We start from the raw sequence: 17115 nt of genomic DNA, 5'->3' as shown, positions 1-17115 counted from the left end.
CGAAGTCAATTTTTTGACGGTATCAAATCTTGAATATTGCCTCTATTTTGTAGACACCAACTTAAAACCCACCAACTCTTCCCACCTTGAGCCGGGTGGGCGGTAGTAAACTAATAGCTGGTACTCGTTTTCGGTTTCAAAATAGCTGCCTTCAATAGGTGTGCTGTCGGGTTTGTTAGTTGCGGGGTTGAGCGAAGTGTATTGATAATCATATACGCCTTGCTTTAGTTTAATGATGGCCGTATAGCGGTTTCGCTGGGCATCAAAAGTAAGTTTGCTGGCATTCGTAAGCTCGTAGTTATTAAATTTTCCGGTGATATAGATGTTGTCTTTCGCGCCGTTAGGGGGGAGAAGGTTAAAATAAACGTAAGCATAATCGCCATCGGTGCGGGCATCGCGGCCGTCCTGGTTTATAATGAAGAAGTTGCCGTCATTATCGTATTCCAGCAAGTAGGCGTTGCGGTTGCGGCTTTCATCGCCCAAAAGTAAAACGGCATTGGCCGTGTCTTTCAAAATGCGGACTACCCGCTCCGAGTATAGCTTTAACGTACGCATATCAAAGTGCCTGAACTCATTTCCACCGGAAAAGTCGTTGCTGTTAAAGTCGTTGTAAATGAGCTGACCGTTGCGTACAAAAGTGGGGCGGGTGTTCAGTTGTGCTGTTTCGGGGCGGCCGTTTTGCATAACCAGTACCTTAATATCGTTATACGGGTTTTGCACATTTAGCCCGCCATAATTAACCTGAAAGTTGAGTTTTTGATTGCTTGCCCGTGCCTGCACGTTGTTCGAAGGAACGAGCTCGGCAGCCACCCCAACGGCCGAGCCGGCTACATATACACGGCGGGTAATAATGAGGCGGCTCTGGTCGCTGTCTTCATAAACCTTTAATAGGTAATTCCCCGCCAACTTGGGCGCCATGTTTTGGTTTGGCAGCTTAACCTCATAATGAATATACTTTTGCATGGTACCGCTCGAGTAGCTATAATCCATAATGCGGTCTTTCATAAAGCCTTGCAGGTACTCGGCAGGCGACAGGCGCGAGGCGTTCCATTCAGCATCGCAATGTTCGAGGGTATAGTAAAAGTTACGGCTGCGGCCTTCTAAATCATCAAAAGCAAGCAGGAGTTGTTCGCTGCTACGCAGTGCAATTATCGGAAACGAACCTTGTTTGTTGGTGTTGTAGCATTCTACGCTTTTAATGGTAGAACGGTAAGTATGATCGGTGTATTGGAGTTTTTGCTGCGCGAATGTAGGTAGGGAGATTAAAACTAGTATAAAAACAAAAATGTCATCTCGAACGATAGTGAAAGATCTTAGATAAGTGGTAAGATTTGCCTGTAATCTAAGATTTCTCGTTATCACTCGAAATGACATGTTGGATATTGATTGTGTTTTATTTACGCCTCTAATTCCATAATTTGCTCAGCCAATGTTTCCCATTGCTGCTGTAATTGCTGTAAAGCGGTTTGCTTATGTTGGTAAGCAGTGTTGGTTTCTTTCAGCTTGGCGGGATTGTTAAAGATCTCCTCGTCGGCCAGTTTATTTTCCAGTTGTTTAACTTCTTGTTCAAGATCGGCAATTTGTTGTTCCATTTTGCCTAAGTCCTGGTTCAGTTTTTTAAGCTGCTTGTTTTTATCTTCGGATGGCTGTTGTTTAACCTGCTCCTTTTTTTCCTCTTTTAAAGGTTTGGGAGCAGGGGCAGCCGCTTTGGGAGCTATCTGACGTTTGGAGTTCCATTCCTCGTATTCCTGGTATGTGCCCGGGTATTCTTTAATCTGGTGGTTTTCAATAAACCATATTTTGTTGGCAATATTATCAAGGAAGTAACGGTCGTGCGATACGGCAATTACCGTACCCTCATACTGCTGAATGGCTTGTATCAAAATATTAACCGACTGCATGTCCAGGTGGTTGGTAGGCTCATCCAGTACCAAAAAGTTGGCATCAGCGGTAAGGGCCTTGGCCAGTGCCACACGCGATTTTTCACCACCCGAAAGTACCTTGATCTTTTTGAACACATCATCACCCGTAAACAGGAAAGAACCTAATATTGAGCGTAACTCAGTATCGGTGTGTTTGGGGGCGAAAGATTGCAGTTCCGCCAGTATCTCGTTATCCAGGTGTAACGATTCTAACTGATGCTGGGCAAAAAACGTTTGGCTAACGTTGTGGCCTGTGGTGCTGGTGCCGGTGTATTCTTTATCGGCCCCGGCAATAATGCGCAACAATGTTGATTTACCTTTACCGTTAGCACCAATCAGGGCAATTTTGTCGCCCTTTTCAATTACTGCGCCTGTGTTTTCTAGTATAGTAAGGTTAGGGTAGCTCTTGCTCACATTCTCGAGCACCACTACGTGGCGGCCTGATGGCTTGCTAAATTTGAAGTTGAAGTTAACTGATGGATTATCATCGTCCACATCATCTACCCGTTCCATTTTATCGAGCATTTTGATGCGTGATTGTGCCATTTTAGCTTTTGATGCCTTGGCGCGGAAACGTTCGATCAGCTTTTCTTCCTGCTTAATTTTGGCTTGCTGATTTTTAAACTCACCACGCTGAATTTCTTCGCGCAGGCCCTTTTCTTCGAGGTAGAAGCTGTAGTTACCCGCGTAAACGGTAAGCTTGCCTTTGCGGCTTTCAACCGTGCGGTTAATTACCTTATCAAGGAACCATCTATCGTGAGATACGATGATAATAGCACCTTCAAAATTGCGCAGGTAATCCTCCAGCCACACAATTGAAGGTAAGTCAAGGTGGTTGGTAGGCTCATCCAGCAGCAAAATATCCGGAGCTTGCAAAAGGATTTTGGCCAGCATTACCCGCATACGCCATCCACCCGAAAAGGTGGCCAGCTTACGGTCTTGGTCGGCTTCGGCAAAGCCTAAACCGGCTAAAATTTCGTGGGCTTTGTATTCAATATTATAACCGTCTAATGCTTCAAACTCAACTTGCTTATCGCTCAGTTTATTCAGCAAGTCTTCGCTGTAGTCGGTTTCAAGTTTTTTTAACAGCGTCTCAATTTCGGTGTGCAGCTGGTTTTGGCGCTCAAAGGCTTCCATGGCCACATGTAAAATTGATTTGTCGGATGAATACGATAATAAATCCTGGTTGAGGTAGCCAATGGTTAAATCTTTAGCCATTGATATAGAGCCCGATGTTGGCTTATAGTCGCCTACGATGATTTTAAGCAGGGTAGTTTTGCCGGTACCATTAGCACCAATAAGGCCAATTTTTTCTCCGGGTTTTATATGCCAGTTAGCTTCATCATACAGGGCGCGGGCACCAATCTCAAACGTCAGGTTATTTATCGCAATCATTATTAGTGCAAAGATACCTTTTTGAGAGCCAAGAGACAAGAGCCGGGAACCGGGACCGGTAAAGAGAAATAAGAACCAAGAGCCAAGAATCAAGACGAAAGTTTATAGTCTTCATAATCCTGGCTCTTACTTGTGTAATTTATTTTACCACTTTTAACCATGCTTTAGCCATCAGTGCGGCTCCAGCTACGCTTGGGTGTACGCCATCGCCGGTCCAGTAGCTGCCAGGGGCTTGCTTAAGGGCTTCATTAAATACCGATTGGTAGGGGATGAATGGAGCGTTGTATTCCTGGGCAATTTCTTTAGCTACCGCACGGTATTCATCAAATTTAGGATACCATTTATCTGTTACTGATTTTACACCCAATACAGCAAACGGTTCACCTATAATCAGCTTTACATCAGGCAGTGCCTGTTTGGTGCGGTCTAACAGTTTTTTATAATCGGTACGGTAAGTTTCAATAGTGCCGGTGTAGCCGTTGGTAAGTGTGTGCCAAAAATCGTTTACACCAATCATAATGCTAAGCACATTGGGCTTAATTTGAAGGCAATCGGCGTCCCAGCGTTCGGCCATTTGGTATACTTTATTGCCGCTTATTCCACGATCCCATATTTGCAGGTTTTTACCCGGATTGTTCAATAGTAAATCAGCCGCTGCTAAGTTAGCGTAACCGTTGCCAAACATACCTGTGGTATTAGGAGTGATGTTGGTGCGGTTGCGCCCCGCATCAGTTATACTGTCACCCTGAAAAAGTATTACGTCATTGTTATCTAACGATATTTTTTTTGGTGCGTTATTATCTGTTTTTACAGCAGCCGATACAATATCGGGTATAGACAAGCTGGCAACAGCGGCCATGGTAGAACCAGTAATAAATTTACGTCTGTTAAATTGGTTGCTCATTGGTTAAAATAGGAATGAGCACCTAAGGTATAATGTTTAAATCATATCTGCAAACTCGCTTTAAAGCCCTAAATTTGCGGCCATGTATCAATTGCTCAAACCCTTACTGTTTAAATTCGATCCTGAAAAAGTTCATTACTTTGTTACCCGCAATTTGAAACGTTTTAATCGTTTTCCCGGCGGTTCGGCGGTAAGCAGGGCAGTTTGGGCAGTAAACGATAAGCAATTAGAGCGCACCGTATTTGGCCTCACCTTTAAAAATCCGGTAGGCCTGGCTGCAGGTTTTGACAAAAACGGTGATACTATTGCCGAAATGGCCAATCTCGGCTTTGGTTTTATTGAAGTGGGCACCGTTACTCCGTTGCCTCAGCCGGGTAATGATAAACCCCGCATGTTCAGGCTACCGCCCGATGGCGCTTTAATAAACCGTATGGGTTTTAATAACCTTGGGGTTGATGTACTGGCTTCGCGTATTGCCACATACCGCAAAACTGCTGAGGCAGTCAAGAATCCGGTTATTATAGGCGGTAACATTGGTAAAAACAAAGTTACGCCCAATGAAGATGCAGTACTTGATTACATTAAATGTTTCGATCGGTTGTTTGATGTAGTAGATTACTTTGTAGTAAATGTAAGCTCGCCGAATACACCCGGCTTGCGTGCCCTACAGGAGAAAGAGCCGCTTATGCACATACTCAATACCCTGCAGCAGCGGAATAGTAAAAATAGTATCAGCAGGCCTATTCTCCTCAAAATAGCTCCCGACTTAACCGACGATCAGCTAAACGATATTGTTGAAATTGTACAGGAAACCAAAATTGCAGGCGTCATAGCCACTAATACTACCATTAGTCGCGACGGCCTTACGTCGAACCCTAAAATTGTTGCTGAAAGCGGCGGATTGAGCGGCAAACCCTTAACCCAGCGTTCAACAGAGGTGATCAGGTATTTATCGCAAAAGTCAGGCGGTTCATTTCCCATCATTGGTGTAGGTGGTATACACTCAGAACAGGATGCGATTGAAAAGCTGGAAGCAGGCGCATCTTTGGTACAGTTGTATACCGGTTTTATTTACGAAGGGCCCGGGTTGATAGGGAGGATAAATAAAAGGTTGTTAGGGAAGTAGGGTTGGTTTCCTAACAATTTTATGTCAACTTGCTGCAGTGCCCTGTCAGGATAAGGATGTACTTGCCGTAAGCCAGCGGATGTCACTTTCTTTTTTCCTCAAAAAGAAAGTAACCAAAAAAAAACTCCCGGCTGCACCCTGTTCTACAGCGTTTAGTGCTTTTACTTATGCCTGTGGTTACCGAACAGGCTGATGCCGGTATTATAGCTTACGTTAGGTCATTGCTTTTGTTTGACTGCCAAACAAGCCAAGCATAAGTTTGATTTAGATAAAAGTACTGCCCTAACGACACCTTTCTTTTGCGGCATCAGTGTTTTGCGGGTAGCATTAACCTTAGTTAAAAGCACGGTCGGTTCAAAGCAAATAAACGTAGCCGCAAGTTTTCTTTTTGGTACTTTTTCTTTTGTATAAAAGAAAAAGTACATCCACAGGCTGTGGTAAAACCACTTTACCTAGGCTAACAGGGAATCGCAATAACGTAGAGCACAAACCATCTACCGCAGAGATTGCTCTCCTCACAGCAATGACGTGGCGGAAAAAAATCCTACTAATAAAAAAATCCCGTTGGAATGACCAACAGGATTTTCTGGATTTTTGATTTAAGACTAGTTTTCTAAAATTATTTAGAAAGCTGAGCTAAAACTTCGTTGTTTTTAGCAATCTGGCTTTTAGCTGATTCTTTTGAACGGCTTCCTGGTTCAAGGTTGGTAGCCAATTTTAAAAATTGTACTTCTAAACGAGATACAGTTTTATTTCTTCTGTCTTTTCTTTTTAAACGTGTTACGCCCATGGTGCTTTATCTTTTACGGTTAACCCTTAAGAGGTCGAGAGCGGATTCGAACCGCTGTACGAGGTTTTGCAGACCTCTGCCTAGCCACTCGGCCACCCGACCATTGTTTTAAACGGAGCGCAAAAATAATAATTTATTATTGATGAGCAATGTTTATTTGAAAGTTTTTCTGCTTATTTCTGAACAAAATAATGCGGTAGCAATTGCCACGTTCAAAGATTCTGCTTGTCCGGCGCGTGGTATTGTAACCGATTTTGTTATCAATGCCTGAATGTCAGGCCTTAAGCCGTTGCCCTCATTGCCCATTGCTATTAGGCCTTCGTTACCAAAATCAGTGCTGTAAATATTTTCTCCGTTCAGCATTGCCCCAAAAATTGGCAAATTAAGTTGAGGAATGAGTTGAGCAAGATTAGCGTAGTGCAAATTTACACGGGCCAGCGAACCCATGGTTGCTTGTACTACCTTAGGGTTGTAAGCATCAACAGTATCCTCAGAGCAGATGATGTTCTTTATGCCAAACCAATCGGCCGTGCGTATTATGGTGCCTAAATTGCCCGGGTCTTGCACACCATCAAGTACCAACGTGAACCGGTTAAGCAGTTCTGCCCGCGTAATTTCAGGCCAATCGGGCAAATGTATCACAGCCAATACCTCCTGAGGGGTGGTGAGGCTGCTCATTTTATTCAGCTCAACAGCCGATATTTCTTCAATGTTGGTTTTCTTTGATAGTTTGTGCAATTTTGCAGCTACAGCCGGCGTATAGTATACCGTATGTACCTGGTATCCCGAAGTAATAAATTCCTCAACGGATTTAAAACCTTCGGCTACGAAAAGCCGTTGTTCTCTGCGAAACTTTTTTTGTTGTAAGGATTTTATTAAACTGATCTGAGATTTTGAAACCATTCTACCCGGAAAATAAGCTTTACAGCCTTGCAATATTAAGTATTCTTTTAGTTTTTACGATAAGCGGATGTAGTTTAACCCGGGGGTTGAAAGAAAATGAGTACCTGGTACGCAAAATTAAAGTTGATAGCGTAGACCAGGAATTTTCAGATGCATCCTTGTTGTATGTTGATCGTTTGCAGCAGCCTAACAGCTGGTTCAACCTGCAATTGTATTACTTGTTTAACAAAAAAGGTAACAAAGATATTGGCGAACCACCTGCAATACTCGACAGCGCCCTGATAGAGTTCTCACGTTTACAGATTGAAAAATTTCTTCGCAATAAAGGTTATTTAAAGGCTTCGGTTGCTAGTGCCATTAAAACCCAAAAAAAGAAAGCTTTTATCACCTTCACGGCCAAGCAGGGCCCAATGTTTCGTATACGTAATGTTCAAGACAGTATAGCCGACCCTAATGTACAAGTACTTTATCGCATAAACCGCAGGCGTTTTTCACATGTTCAACCAGGCGGGCGTTTTGATACAGATAGTCTTGCTTATGACCGCGATGCTTTTTACCAGGTAATGAAGCAGAATGGGTACTATGATTTTTATAGGCAGTACATGAATTACAACTACGACTCAACTTTCAATAGCAGCGTAGTTGATGTTAAAGTGCTGATTGATAATCCGGCTGGTAAAAAGAATCACCCTATATACAAAATCAACAACACACTCATTACCATAGCCACCAGCACAGGGCGTACCACTGGCAACGCCGACACGCTTAGGGTTGATTCGCAGTTTACATTTGTTGACTACTCGCGCAGGTTTAAACCCAATGCTGTACTGAGGTATGTATTTCAGCATAAAGGAGATATTTATAATATAGATCAGCAAACACTTACCACATCGCGGCTTTCAGAGTTAAACGTATTCCGTAACGTACCTAACCCTATTTACACCAAAACGCCCGATAGTGTAAACCACTTGCTTAATAGCCGTATTGATATTATTCCGCTTAAACGTATGAGCGACCGCATAGAGGCGGAGTACCTGCATTCAGGTCCGGCATTTTTCGATTTCTGGTCAGGTTCGGGCTATGGTTTTAATATTGGTAACACATTCAGTAACCGTAACCTTTTTAAACAGGCCGAAATTTTGCAAATTAAGCTGAATTATAGTGTGCTTTTTGCGGGTAACACAACCACCTTGCCTGGTGCAATTCAAAATCAGGATTTTAAAATTGGTGCTAACCTGGTTTATCCACGCATTATATCGCCTTTTAATTTGCCATCATTAGGTAAGTATGGCGTGCCTCATACAACCTTTGCATCCAGCTTTCAGTTGTTCTACCAAAACGGGTTGGTTAAACGGCGTAGCTTTATCAACTCGCTTACGTATGATTGGATGGAAACCAGCCGTAAGCAGCACTCGCTAACGCCTATAAGCATTGAGTTTTCAAACGGTACTATCGATCCTACCGCACGTGATATACTCTTAAGTCAAAACAGGTATTCTTATGTTTATCTTATTGGCCGTACGGTGTTCACTGCAAGCACGCAGTATACTTATCAGCTTAACTTTAACAAGCTAAACAGCCTGGCTAATTTTGTATACTTCAGAGGTACAATTGACTTGGGTGGAAATACACTTGCGCTCATAAGCCGCGTGTTAAATACCAGGCGCGATTCATTAGGCCAGCGTACTTTGTTTGGCCATGCCTTTGCCCAATATGCCAAAGCTGATGTTGACTTACGCTTTTACCGTAATTTGGGCGGAAATGAACAACAGTTTGTATTTAGGTTTAACCCCGGTTTAGGTTTGCCTTTTGGTAATAGCAACCAGCTTATTTTTGAGCGAAACTTTTATGCCGGCGGTGCTAACGATATAAGAGCATGGCTTCCGCGCACTTTAGGTCCGGGAAATTTTAACCGTGCCATTTATAAAGATAACAACATCCGCGACCGCCTTAAATACCTTGACCAATTTGGTGAAATTAAAATCATAGGTAACATGGAATACCGTTACAAAATTGCCAATGACTTTTTTGGTACCAAACTTAAAGGAGCAACTTTTATAGACTTTGGTAACGTTTGGCGTTTGGACGAAACGGTTGAAAATCCGGGAGGGCAGTTTAAGTTTAACAATCTATTCAATTCAACAGCTGTTGGTATAGGTACGGGCTTGCGTTTCGACCTCACGTTTTTTGTATTCAGGCTAGATGCCGCATTCAAATTTAAAGATCCGCAGTTTACAGGTGCCGATCAGTATGTACTCATCAAACACTTTAGCAACCTGTTTAAGCAAGGCGATTTCAAGAAGACTTACAAGGCTACCAACAATGAAGATTACCGCTTTATGCAGCTTAATTTTGGTATTGGCCTGCCTTTTTAAACGCATAGGTTATATAAATGCGTGTAATTGCTGTTTTGACGCTTTAGCATCAACCATTTTGTAAGTTTTACGTACAAGGTTTTTTGTCTTGTATGAAGAATGTACTCCTGAGCTGTTTTGGCCTTGTGGCTGTTTTGTATGCCTGCATGCAAAACAACGACAATAAATCATATGTAACCCCCAACCAGGTAGATAGCGCCCGCATACGATCTTATGAGTTTAAAAGTGCCATGTACCAGGCTAAACGGCCCGATTCGGCAGTGCATTATGCTGCTGCAGGGCTCAAGCTGGCCCGTAAGCTTAATGATGCCAAAGGCGAGGCGCTGATGATGAACAGGTTTGCCCGCATAAATGAACAATACGGCAATTTTGGATTGGCTGTGAAATATCAGCAAGGAGTAATTAAAATTTACAATCATTTACAAATGCACCAAGCTGCAACCGAAGGTAATATTAACCTTGCGGTGCTGCAGGCAGAAGAGGGGCATGTAAAACAAGCAAGGCATTTATTAAACAAGGTCTTAAACGACGTAAAGGAGCAGAAAGATACATTAGGTATTGTCAAAGCGCTTATAGCGCTGGGAGAGGTTGCCGAATTGGCTAACAATCCTAAGCAGGCATTAAGTTACCTCGAAAAGGCTGAAAAGATGCATGGCGGCGACGAAGTTACTGATGCATACGTTAGCCTGTTGGGGAAAATTGGCCGGTTACATAGCAGCTTAAATAATCATGGTCGTGCCATGGATTATTATGCAAAGGGTATTCAGAAAAGCAAAAAAGGCGGCCATTCAAAAGGTCATGCCAAAATGCTGAATCATGCGGGGCGGGTGCTCGATTCTTTGGGCAATAAACGCGAGGCTTTGCAATATCATCAGGAAGGTTTAAAGCAATCTCGTGTATTTGGTTTACCCGAAGAGGAGGCCCGCTCTTTGATGGGTATCGCAAGTTCGTTAAAAGCAGAGGATGCAGAGGGGAGCGTTTTACACCTTAAAAATGCGCTTGGAATTGCACATTCTATTGGGCACAAGCATTTGGCAGCCGAAATTTACCATAGCTTATCTGATATATACCGTCAGCAATCACGATATGCCGATGCCATGAGTGCCCTGCAGGAGCATCATCGTTTACTTGATAGTTTGATGGATGCCAACCGCGCACACAAGATTGCCGTTTTGCAAAGCAGCTACGAGTTGGCGCAGTCGAGGTTGCAGGTAGAAACGCTGGAATTGTCCAATCGGGAAAAAACATATCAGCGTAACTTGCTTATATGTGCCGCAACCGGAGTGCTGTTGATATTAGTTATCCTTGCATGGAATTATCGTAAAAACAAGCTCTTAAATAAACGTCTTGAAGCATCAAATGTGATTAAAGATAAACTGTTTTCTATAATTGGGCATGACTTGCGTAACCCTATAGGAGGTTTAACACAGCTTATTGGTGTTTTGCGCGACGAGGATTTGGGTAAACAAGAGCGGGATGAAATGCTGGCAGAAATGCAAAAGCAGGGAAATATTACGCTTGATATATTAAACGCATTGTTAAAGTGGGGCGAAACGCAATTGAAGGGTATTGATCTTAGTCCGGTTAATTTTAAACCGACTGAAGTTATTGCACGGAACTTTACGGCACTGCAAACACAGGCAGCAGAAAAAAATGTCGCGCTTTTTAATGAGATACAACCGGATTTGCTTGTTTTAGGCGATGTAAATCATTTTGACTTTATAAGCCGCAACCTTATATCAAACGCAATTAAATTTAGTTACAAGGAAAGCAAGGTTGAGGTTTTGGCAACTGTTGATCAGCCTAATAATATGGCCGTTTTTGAAGTTAAAGATTACGGCAAAGGTATAAGTATGCAACAGCAGCAACGTTTTTTTAAAACAGGAATGGAGATTGCCTACGGTACTGGTGGTGAAAAGGGGACAGGCTTGGGATTAATGCTTGCAAAGGAGTTTGTATTGGCAAATAAAGGCCGTATGTGGCTGCAAAGCACTGAAGGAGCAGGCGCTTCTTTTTTCTTTAGTTTTCCGCTTGGGCAGCACTAGTAAAAGCCTGTCGCAAATGCGTATTTTTGCAATGCATGAAGTGGCTACCTGTTAAACAAAATATAGCATTTTTTCTTTCCAGTGAATTTTTTACCGATGCGCTGCGTACAACTATAAGCATTTTACTACCCGCCTGGATTTTATTTACTTTAGGTAAGCCTGATGTTGCCGTTGCAGTAGGGGTGGGTACGTTGCTTACCAGCCTTACAGACAGCTCAGGCACATATCATGATAAAAGAGCCGTATCACTAGTAAGTATATTGCTTTTCTTTTTTGTTGCTTTAATAACATCTTATACATGGCAATACCCTTGGTTAATGGGTAGCGTGCTATTTGTATTTTGTTTTACGCTTTCAATGCTTACCACTTTAGGGAACAGGTTTGCCATGGTGGGCACTACCGCCATTGCATTAAGTATATTTATAAACGGACTCAAGCCACAAAACGGATTTGAGTTTAGTGCTTATATATTAACGGGAGGGGTTTGTTACTACCTGTTAACGCTTGTACATGCTTTGCTATGGCCATTCAGATCATTACGCCAGGCGGTAGCCGAGTGCCTGAAAACTACAGCAATGTATATGAGCGCACGTACAGCTTTCTATAACCCCCATGTGCCGTTGGAAAAAGCTTACCAGCAAATTATACCGTTTCATACCCTTGTAAACGAAAAGCATGAGGCTGTACGCGATTTACTACTGCGTGACAAGCTTGCCATGCGCCCTGACAACCCAAAAGGACAGCGGCTTTTAAAAATAGCTACGTTAGTGATTGATTTATATGAGCGTATCACAACTGTTCACTTTGATTACCGGTATTTCCGTAATGAATTTGAAACCAGTGGAGCACCTGAAGTAATTAGTCGCTTTATAGACATAATGGCTCAGCGACTGGAGCAAGCCGGGAATGCTGTGTATCAGGGTAAGCAAATAAAATCAGATGCTCATACCAATGAGCTGCATTATTTAAGACGCAGGCTGCAATACATCATCGAAAAGGAGAGCGACCGTAACAGAAAGTTGCTGCAACAACTGGAAAGCAACGTAAATGACATAGAGATGCGCATACAAGCGCTGTCATTAACTGTTGTAAATGAAGAGGCAGTTTACATAGCAGATGACGAAGTGTTGAATTATCCTGAATTCATTTCGAATAGTCCACGCATGGTGCAGCAATTTAAGTCGCACTTACATTGGCGGTCGCCATTGTTTAGGTTTTCATTAAGATTGGCTATTGCTTGTTTGTTTGGTTATGTGCTTACACAAATGCTGCCACTTGGCTACTATAGTTACTGGATTATGCTTACCGTTGTGGTTGTAATGAAACCGGCATTCAGTATAACCACACAACGTAACCGGCAAAGGTTAATAGGTACGCTCGCCGGTGTTGCCGCAGGATTTTTGATTATTACCCTTATCAAAAATGGAACAGCGCTACTTGTATTATCGCTCGTATTCTTACTTGGATTTTTTACATATGCACGTAGCCGTTACCTCGTTGGTGTTTTGTTTATAACGCCAATGGTAATAATCTGCTTGCACATTTATAGCGGCGGAAAGTTCATATTTATTATTGAGCGTATTTATGACACTCTTATAGGCTGCGGAATTGCTTTTGCTGCCTCATACCTTTTTCCTGTTTGGGAACGATACAACGTAACCAATTATGTATACAATGTGCTTGAGGCAAACTATGCATATCTTGAAGCTTATTATAAAAAAATATCGGGTGAGCAAATCAGTTTCAACCATTATAAGCTTTTACGTAAAAATGTTTACATGCGCCTGGCCGATTTTTCAGCTGCTTTTAAACGTCTGTTAAGTGAGCCTAATAAAAAGAGCATTCCGATTGACGATCTGGAAAGCTTCCAGGCACTTAATCATCAGCTCTACGGTAATGTTGCTTCTTTATCATTACAAAGTTTTCAAAATAGAGCCAATGATGCTGATAATGCTCAAGCTGCCTTGGCGGCAGAAGCCCTGAACAAACTCAAAAGCTGTCTCACTACATTAAAACAGCTGCCTTCGAATGATGCTTTGGCTCACTCCTTTAAAAATGATAGTCATGACAACAACTATCTATCTAACGAGGAACATGAGCAGCTGCAGTCGATAATTTCGGCAATATCGCAGTTGCAGAAGCTTACTAAAGATATTGCAGAAGGCACTCAAGGAAGTTTATAAACTTTTATGAACTGGCAGGTAGGATTTAGTTACAGCACGGAAAAGTAGATCACCAGTCGCACTCGGAAAGGTGTCTGTATACGTTGTTATATAAATAAGGAAAACGTTAAAATAAGAAAGGCGCAATTTCTTGCGCCTTCCAGTGATCCCGCTGGGACTCGAACCCAGGACCCCAACATTAAAAGTGTTATGCTCTACCGGCTGAGCTACGGAATCATTTTCTATTTTAGACTTAACACCCGGTTGGTTAAGCTATACTTTATCGTCTGATATTTACTCAGCCTTTTGCATCTTTTAAGTTTTTAAAAGCCTTCCGACTAAGTTCGGAAGGCTTTTGTGATCCCGCTGGGACTCGAACCCAGGACCCCAACATTAAAAGTGTTATGCTCTACCGGCTGAGCTACGGAATCAACTTATTTGTTTCCGATAAAGTGGTGCAAATATAGGGCTTATTGCCTTTGCCTGCAAAAGTTTTTTAATAAAATTTAAATATTAAATTAATCGTTTAGTAATCAGAAATTTAAAATTTCACAGTACCTATACGGGCCTTATCACCAGCCTAAATTATTAGATTCCCGCGCCCAGAATTCTGACACACATTGTAGCTTGCTGCATCAAATTGCCTCCAATTAGCTCCTCCATCAGTACTGATATGGCTACCGGCAACACTGGTTGATATGAAGTTCTGATTTTTTATATAGGTTACACATGACTGATAGCCAACAGAAAGAGTTTTAAGCAACTTAAAAGCTGTATTGAAGCAAACTGTTGAATCAGCAATTTTCAAGCGTTTATAGTTTCCACCTATAACTACCTCAATGTCATTCCTAGTTGCATAAGAAAAAGCCCCTTTAGTTGTTGCCATGACCATGAGTTTCCACCATTTGTGCTGATTGCAATATTTCTATTGCTTCCGCTAAGCCACGCCATGCTATCATCAACTATACTAAACCCCTAATGCTGCAATTTTTTAGTGACAGTAACTGGCGTTATAGTTTTTGCACAGCTAACACTTGTTACTAACAACCCAAGGTAGCGCCGATAATTTTTATAAATTTAGAATAAGGCTAAGTTTATAATTTGTTTTCTCGCAGCCAGAGCTTAAAAGTTTGCTTTACCGGCTATTCTAATGCGTCAGGCCTGTTCCGGAGAATTTTCTAATTTGTAGATAGCAATTAACATAATCTACTATATTTGCAGCCTTAGTAACTGACAAGGGTATCGATATACAGATAGCACCTTATAAGTCAGCCCAGGTGGCGAAATTGGTAAACGTTGCGGTCTCAGAAGCCGTTGAGAATTGTCTCTTGAGAGTTCGAGTCTCTCCCTGGGCACATCAAAATTAATATAACTAATAGTTCTTATTAGTAAACACACGAGCCCAGGTGGCGAAATTGGTAGACGCACCATCTTGAGGGGGTGGCATCCGTAAGGTTGTACGAGTTCGAATCTCGTCTTGGGCACATTACATGATAAAGGCAACTAAAATAGGTGCCTTTATCACTACAACAAATCAGGATCTGTTCCGCCAGTATTAGGTGAAGTTATTTTACTTAATGAAAATGTGACTTCACCATCTTGTTCTATGCCCTTAATTAGGCCTTTATCAAAAAGTCCGTTTAAAACTTGCTCAGCCTGACGATGAAGTGTTTGAGGTGCTTCTGTTGGTTCATATTCAGTCAATTTAGCTGCGACGTCTGGAGCGGTACCTTGCCCGTGTTGGGCTAAAGCATATAATACCTTTTCCTGCCATTCAGCAGAAGCATTATAACTTTCTGGAGGTGCAACAGGTTTAAACTCTTCGTTAAATGATTGGTCTGCCTTATTCATGACTTATTAACATTATCAATTGCTATTTGTTCAATCTTACTCTATACATAAATTTAAACGAGATTTTTTGCAGTGCCTTGATTAAAAAGTTATAATTGCGGCATGATTAAAGCTTACAAACTTTACACGGGCGCTGACGGCCATTCATATTTTGAATCAGGAAACGTTTCTGAAGCTGTTATAACAAAAGCAGAATCAATTCGATTTCAAGAATCTCCTCCTGGTTCAGTTTATGACTGGCATCCCGCACCAACCAGTCAGTTTGTTATAAATCTTAAAGGCACTCTTGAATTTACAACGTTCAAACAAGAGATATTTGTGTTGAAACCAGGAGAGATTTTAATAGCGCAAGATATAACAGGAAGCGGTCATAAGTGGAGATTGTTAGGTGACGATCCCTGGCAACGTGCGTATGTAGTATTTGATGAGAATACAGATGTTAATTTTACATCTGAGAATTTAGCGGATGTTTAATTACTTTATTTTTAAATTCATGCTGGTAATACCATTCCATAACATATGCTCCATCTTTCCAATCTAACTTACCGTCTGACGCTAATTGTGAGATAAGTACAGATAGATTATGTAATGTTGCGTTTTTAAGATTTCCATCCATTAATCTCAACTGCTCAATTGCACAACTTACAACTTTATTTGCGTTTTCGCTGTTGGAACATGTATCAGCTAATTTAAGTTCAGTAAGTAGTATAGGCAATTTTTCTCTCAAAATTTTTTTAATACTGTCATCAACATCCCCGGGAATGACTGCTGTTAGCAGATCTGCTATGGGCGACTCAACAAAATTTTTTAAGTTTTCAGTAACAACTACTCCAATTTGCAATGCTGATTTGATTTCAGCAGGAATGCGGTCAAATAGTGCTTTGATTTGTTTCCAAATCTTCTTTAGCCAAGAAGTAAAACTCATGTTTTTCGATTTTTTAAGGAATGATAAATTTTAAGAAAGTAATTGGATGTCCTTATCAGCATAGATAAAGCCGATAAGCATGCAACAAAACATCCTGCACAAGTTGAGATAGAGGCAATTAGCTTAAGTGATTCGTCTGTAAGTATTAAGGTTTTGACTGCAATTAAGTAGCTTGTGGCAGCTGATACTATTCCAATTTGCGGATTATAGTTTAGGTAGTTATAAAGATATCTGACACTTTCTTTCATAAATCAAATTGTTTTAGGTCATATTTTCTGATTAAAGCCACCAGTTTTATTGCATAATTCGGATCTGTAGCATAGCCAGCTTTTAAAAATGCTAAGACCTGTTCTTCAGGAGATATTGAAGTAAAGACTCCATGGACTGTATATCTTTTGTTAACCTGTAAAAATTTTACTCGGTCAGCAAAGCCATCTTTCATTGATGGGTAGGAGCGAAATGGTTGCTTAATTTTAATTGCTATGCCGTTTTGATATTCAGTAGTCAGGTAATGAACTGAATTGCCAGCCCACATTTTTGTTGATTTTATACCGAAGTAGTTATTGTGAAGCATTGCCAATTTAGATTTGCCTGCGTTGCTCTCCAAAATCGCTTGTGCAATCATTACTGAAGGAAAAAGTCTTGTATTTGCACAAGACTTTTTGACTTCATGATTGATTTTTTTTATAAATTCTATTATCGTTGACATACTATTAA

The 17115-nt window shown here is 41.5% G+C and carries 14 protein-coding genes and 5 tRNA genes; 7 read left to right on the top strand and 12 right to left on the bottom strand.

Annotated features, from left to right (window positions below; all coding sequences use genetic code 11):
• Window positions 1-42: 42 nt before the first annotated feature.
• From GO816_RS00700 to GO816_RS00690, 3 genes are all read right to left on the bottom strand, one after another.
• Window positions 43-1362, bottom strand: a complete 1320-nt coding sequence (locus GO816_RS00700; RefSeq protein ID WP_317163565.1) for a type IX secretion system plug protein — start codon at window positions 1360-1362, stop codon at window positions 43-45.
• A 35-nt stretch (window positions 1363-1397) separates the two neighbouring features.
• Complete coding sequence (locus GO816_RS00695; protein WP_157539433.1) at window positions 1398-3317, bottom strand: ABC-F family ATP-binding cassette domain-containing protein; 1920 nt, start codon at window positions 3315-3317, stop codon at window positions 1398-1400.
• Window positions 3318-3456: 139 nt separating this feature from the next.
• Window positions 3457-4221 (bottom strand): SGNH/GDSL hydrolase family protein, encoded by a 765-nt coding sequence (locus GO816_RS00690; protein ID WP_157539432.1) that lies wholly within the window; start codon window positions 4219-4221, stop codon window positions 3457-3459.
• A gap of 82 nt (window positions 4222-4303) precedes the next feature.
• Between GO816_RS00690 and GO816_RS00685 the strand changes: the two genes are divergently transcribed.
• Window positions 4304-5347: a quinone-dependent dihydroorotate dehydrogenase gene (locus GO816_RS00685; RefSeq protein WP_157539431.1), complete on the top strand. Its 1044-nt coding sequence runs from the start codon at window positions 4304-4306 to the stop codon at window positions 5345-5347.
• 619 nt (window positions 5348-5966) lie between these two features.
• Here the strand turns inward: GO816_RS00685 and GO816_RS00680 are convergent.
• From GO816_RS00680 to GO816_RS00670, 3 genes are all read right to left on the bottom strand, one after another.
• Window positions 5967-6137 (bottom strand): spore protein, encoded by a 171-nt coding sequence (locus tag GO816_RS00680; RefSeq protein WP_157539430.1) that lies wholly within the window; start codon window positions 6135-6137, stop codon window positions 5967-5969.
• Window positions 6138-6168: 31 nt separating this feature from the next.
• Window positions 6169-6239, bottom strand: a tRNA-Cys gene (locus tag GO816_RS00675).
• 51 nt (window positions 6240-6290) lie between these two features.
• The gene (locus tag GO816_RS00670) at window positions 6291-7073 is read right to left on the bottom strand and encodes a TrmH family RNA methyltransferase (protein ID WP_317163564.1); all 783 of its coding nucleotides are present in this window, start codon (window positions 7071-7073) and stop codon (window positions 6291-6293) included.
• On the opposite strand from GO816_RS00670, the gene tamL reads away from it, so the two are divergent.
• The 3 genes from tamL to GO816_RS00655 all read left to right on the top strand — a co-directional run bounded on the left by tamL (window position 7031) and on the right by GO816_RS00655 (window position 13643).
• Window positions 7031-9415, top strand: coding sequence for a translocation and assembly module lipoprotein TamL (gene tamL / locus GO816_RS00665; protein WP_157539428.1), 2385 nt, complete (start codon window positions 7031-7033; stop codon window positions 9413-9415). The genes GO816_RS00670 and tamL overlap by 43 nt on opposite strands.
• A gap of 92 nt (window positions 9416-9507) precedes the next feature.
• Window positions 9508-11460: a tetratricopeptide repeat-containing sensor histidine kinase gene (locus tag GO816_RS00660; RefSeq protein WP_157539427.1), complete on the top strand. Its 1953-nt coding sequence runs from the start codon at window positions 9508-9510 to the stop codon at window positions 11458-11460.
• A gap of 35 nt (window positions 11461-11495) precedes the next feature.
• Complete coding sequence (locus GO816_RS00655) at window positions 11496-13643, top strand: FUSC family membrane protein (RefSeq protein ID WP_157539426.1); 2148 nt, start codon at window positions 11496-11498, stop codon at window positions 13641-13643.
• A 143-nt stretch (window positions 13644-13786) separates the two neighbouring features.
• Here the strand turns inward: GO816_RS00655 and GO816_RS00650 are convergent.
• The 3 genes from GO816_RS00650 to GO816_RS00640 all read right to left on the bottom strand — a co-directional run bounded on the left by GO816_RS00650 (window position 13787) and on the right by GO816_RS00640 (window position 14508).
• Window positions 13787-13859, bottom strand: a tRNA-Lys gene (locus tag GO816_RS00650).
• Between the two features lie 121 nt (window positions 13860-13980).
• A tRNA-Lys gene (locus GO816_RS00645) sits at window positions 13981-14053 on the bottom strand.
• 149 nt (window positions 14054-14202) lie between these two features.
• Complete coding sequence (locus tag GO816_RS00640; protein WP_157539425.1) at window positions 14203-14508, bottom strand: hypothetical protein; 306 nt, start codon at window positions 14506-14508, stop codon at window positions 14203-14205.
• A gap of 385 nt (window positions 14509-14893) precedes the next feature.
• On the opposite strand from GO816_RS00640, the gene GO816_RS00635 reads away from it, so the two are divergent.
• Together GO816_RS00635 and GO816_RS00630 are read left to right on the top strand one after the other, a co-directional pair.
• Window positions 14894-14977 (top strand) — tRNA-Leu (locus GO816_RS00635).
• Window positions 14978-15022: 45 nt separating this feature from the next.
• A tRNA-Leu gene (locus GO816_RS00630) sits at window positions 15023-15106 on the top strand.
• Between the two features lie 40 nt (window positions 15107-15146).
• Here GO816_RS00630 and GO816_RS00625 read toward each other — a convergent pair.
• Window positions 15147-15473 (bottom strand): hypothetical protein, encoded by a 327-nt coding sequence (locus GO816_RS00625; protein WP_157539424.1) that lies wholly within the window; start codon window positions 15471-15473, stop codon window positions 15147-15149.
• A gap of 102 nt (window positions 15474-15575) precedes the next feature.
• Between GO816_RS00625 and GO816_RS00620 the strand changes: the two genes are divergently transcribed.
• Window positions 15576-15947: a cupin domain-containing protein gene (locus GO816_RS00620; protein ID WP_157539423.1), complete on the top strand. Its 372-nt coding sequence runs from the start codon at window positions 15576-15578 to the stop codon at window positions 15945-15947.
• Here the strand turns inward: GO816_RS00620 and GO816_RS00615 are convergent.
• Window positions 15919-16398, bottom strand: coding sequence for a hypothetical protein (locus GO816_RS00615; RefSeq protein ID WP_157539422.1), 480 nt, complete (start codon window positions 16396-16398; stop codon window positions 15919-15921). The two genes, GO816_RS00620 and GO816_RS00615, sit on opposite strands and share 29 nt — an antisense overlap.
• A 244-nt stretch (window positions 16399-16642) precedes the next feature.
• The gene (locus GO816_RS00610) at window positions 16643-17107 is read right to left on the bottom strand and encodes a glycoside hydrolase family 73 protein (protein WP_198171382.1); all 465 of its coding nucleotides are present in this window, start codon (window positions 17105-17107) and stop codon (window positions 16643-16645) included.
• Window positions 17108-17115: the final 8 nt, after the last annotated feature.

The organism is Mucilaginibacter aquatilis, from assembly GCF_009755275.1.
Taxonomy (GTDB): Bacteria; Bacteroidota; Bacteroidia; order Sphingobacteriales; family Sphingobacteriaceae; genus Mucilaginibacter; species Mucilaginibacter aquatilis.
Note: the sequence above shows the minus strand (reverse complement) of the source record. Positions and strands in the feature narration are given on the sequence as shown.

Bases quoted from the DNA above. Each gene is read 5' to 3' on its own strand.
- GO816_RS00695 (WP_157539433.1), bottom strand. From the start codon at position 3,317: ATGATTGCGATAAATAACCTGACGTTTGAGATTGGTGCCCGCGCCCTG.
- GO816_RS00690 (WP_157539432.1), bottom strand. From the start codon at position 4,221: ATGAGCAACCAATTTAACAGACGTAAATTTATTACTGGTTCTACCATG.
- GO816_RS00685 (WP_157539431.1), top strand. From the start codon at position 4,304: ATGTATCAATTGCTCAAACCCTTACTGTTTAAATTCGATCCTGAAAAA.
- GO816_RS00680 (WP_157539430.1), bottom strand. From the start codon at position 6,137: ATGGGCGTAACACGTTTAAAAAGAAAAGACAGAAGAAATAAAACTGTA.
- GO816_RS00660 (WP_157539427.1), top strand. From the start codon at position 9,508: ATGAAGAATGTACTCCTGAGCTGTTTTGGCCTTGTGGCTGTTTTGTAT.
- GO816_RS00655 (WP_157539426.1), top strand. From the start codon at position 11,496: ATGAAGTGGCTACCTGTTAAACAAAATATAGCATTTTTTCTTTCCAGT.
- GO816_RS00640 (WP_157539425.1), bottom strand. From the start codon at position 14,508: ATGGCAACAACTAAAGGGGCTTTTTCTTATGCAACTAGGAATGACATT.
- GO816_RS00625 (WP_157539424.1), bottom strand. From the start codon at position 15,473: ATGAATAAGGCAGACCAATCATTTAACGAAGAGTTTAAACCTGTTGCA.
- GO816_RS00620 (WP_157539423.1), top strand. From the start codon at position 15,576: ATGATTAAAGCTTACAAACTTTACACGGGCGCTGACGGCCATTCATAT.
- GO816_RS00615 (WP_157539422.1), bottom strand. From the start codon at position 16,398: ATGAGTTTTACTTCTTGGCTAAAGAAGATTTGGAAACAAATCAAAGCA.
- GO816_RS00610 (WP_198171382.1), bottom strand. From the start codon at position 17,107: ATGTCAACGATAATAGAATTTATAAAAAAAATCAATCATGAAGTCAAA.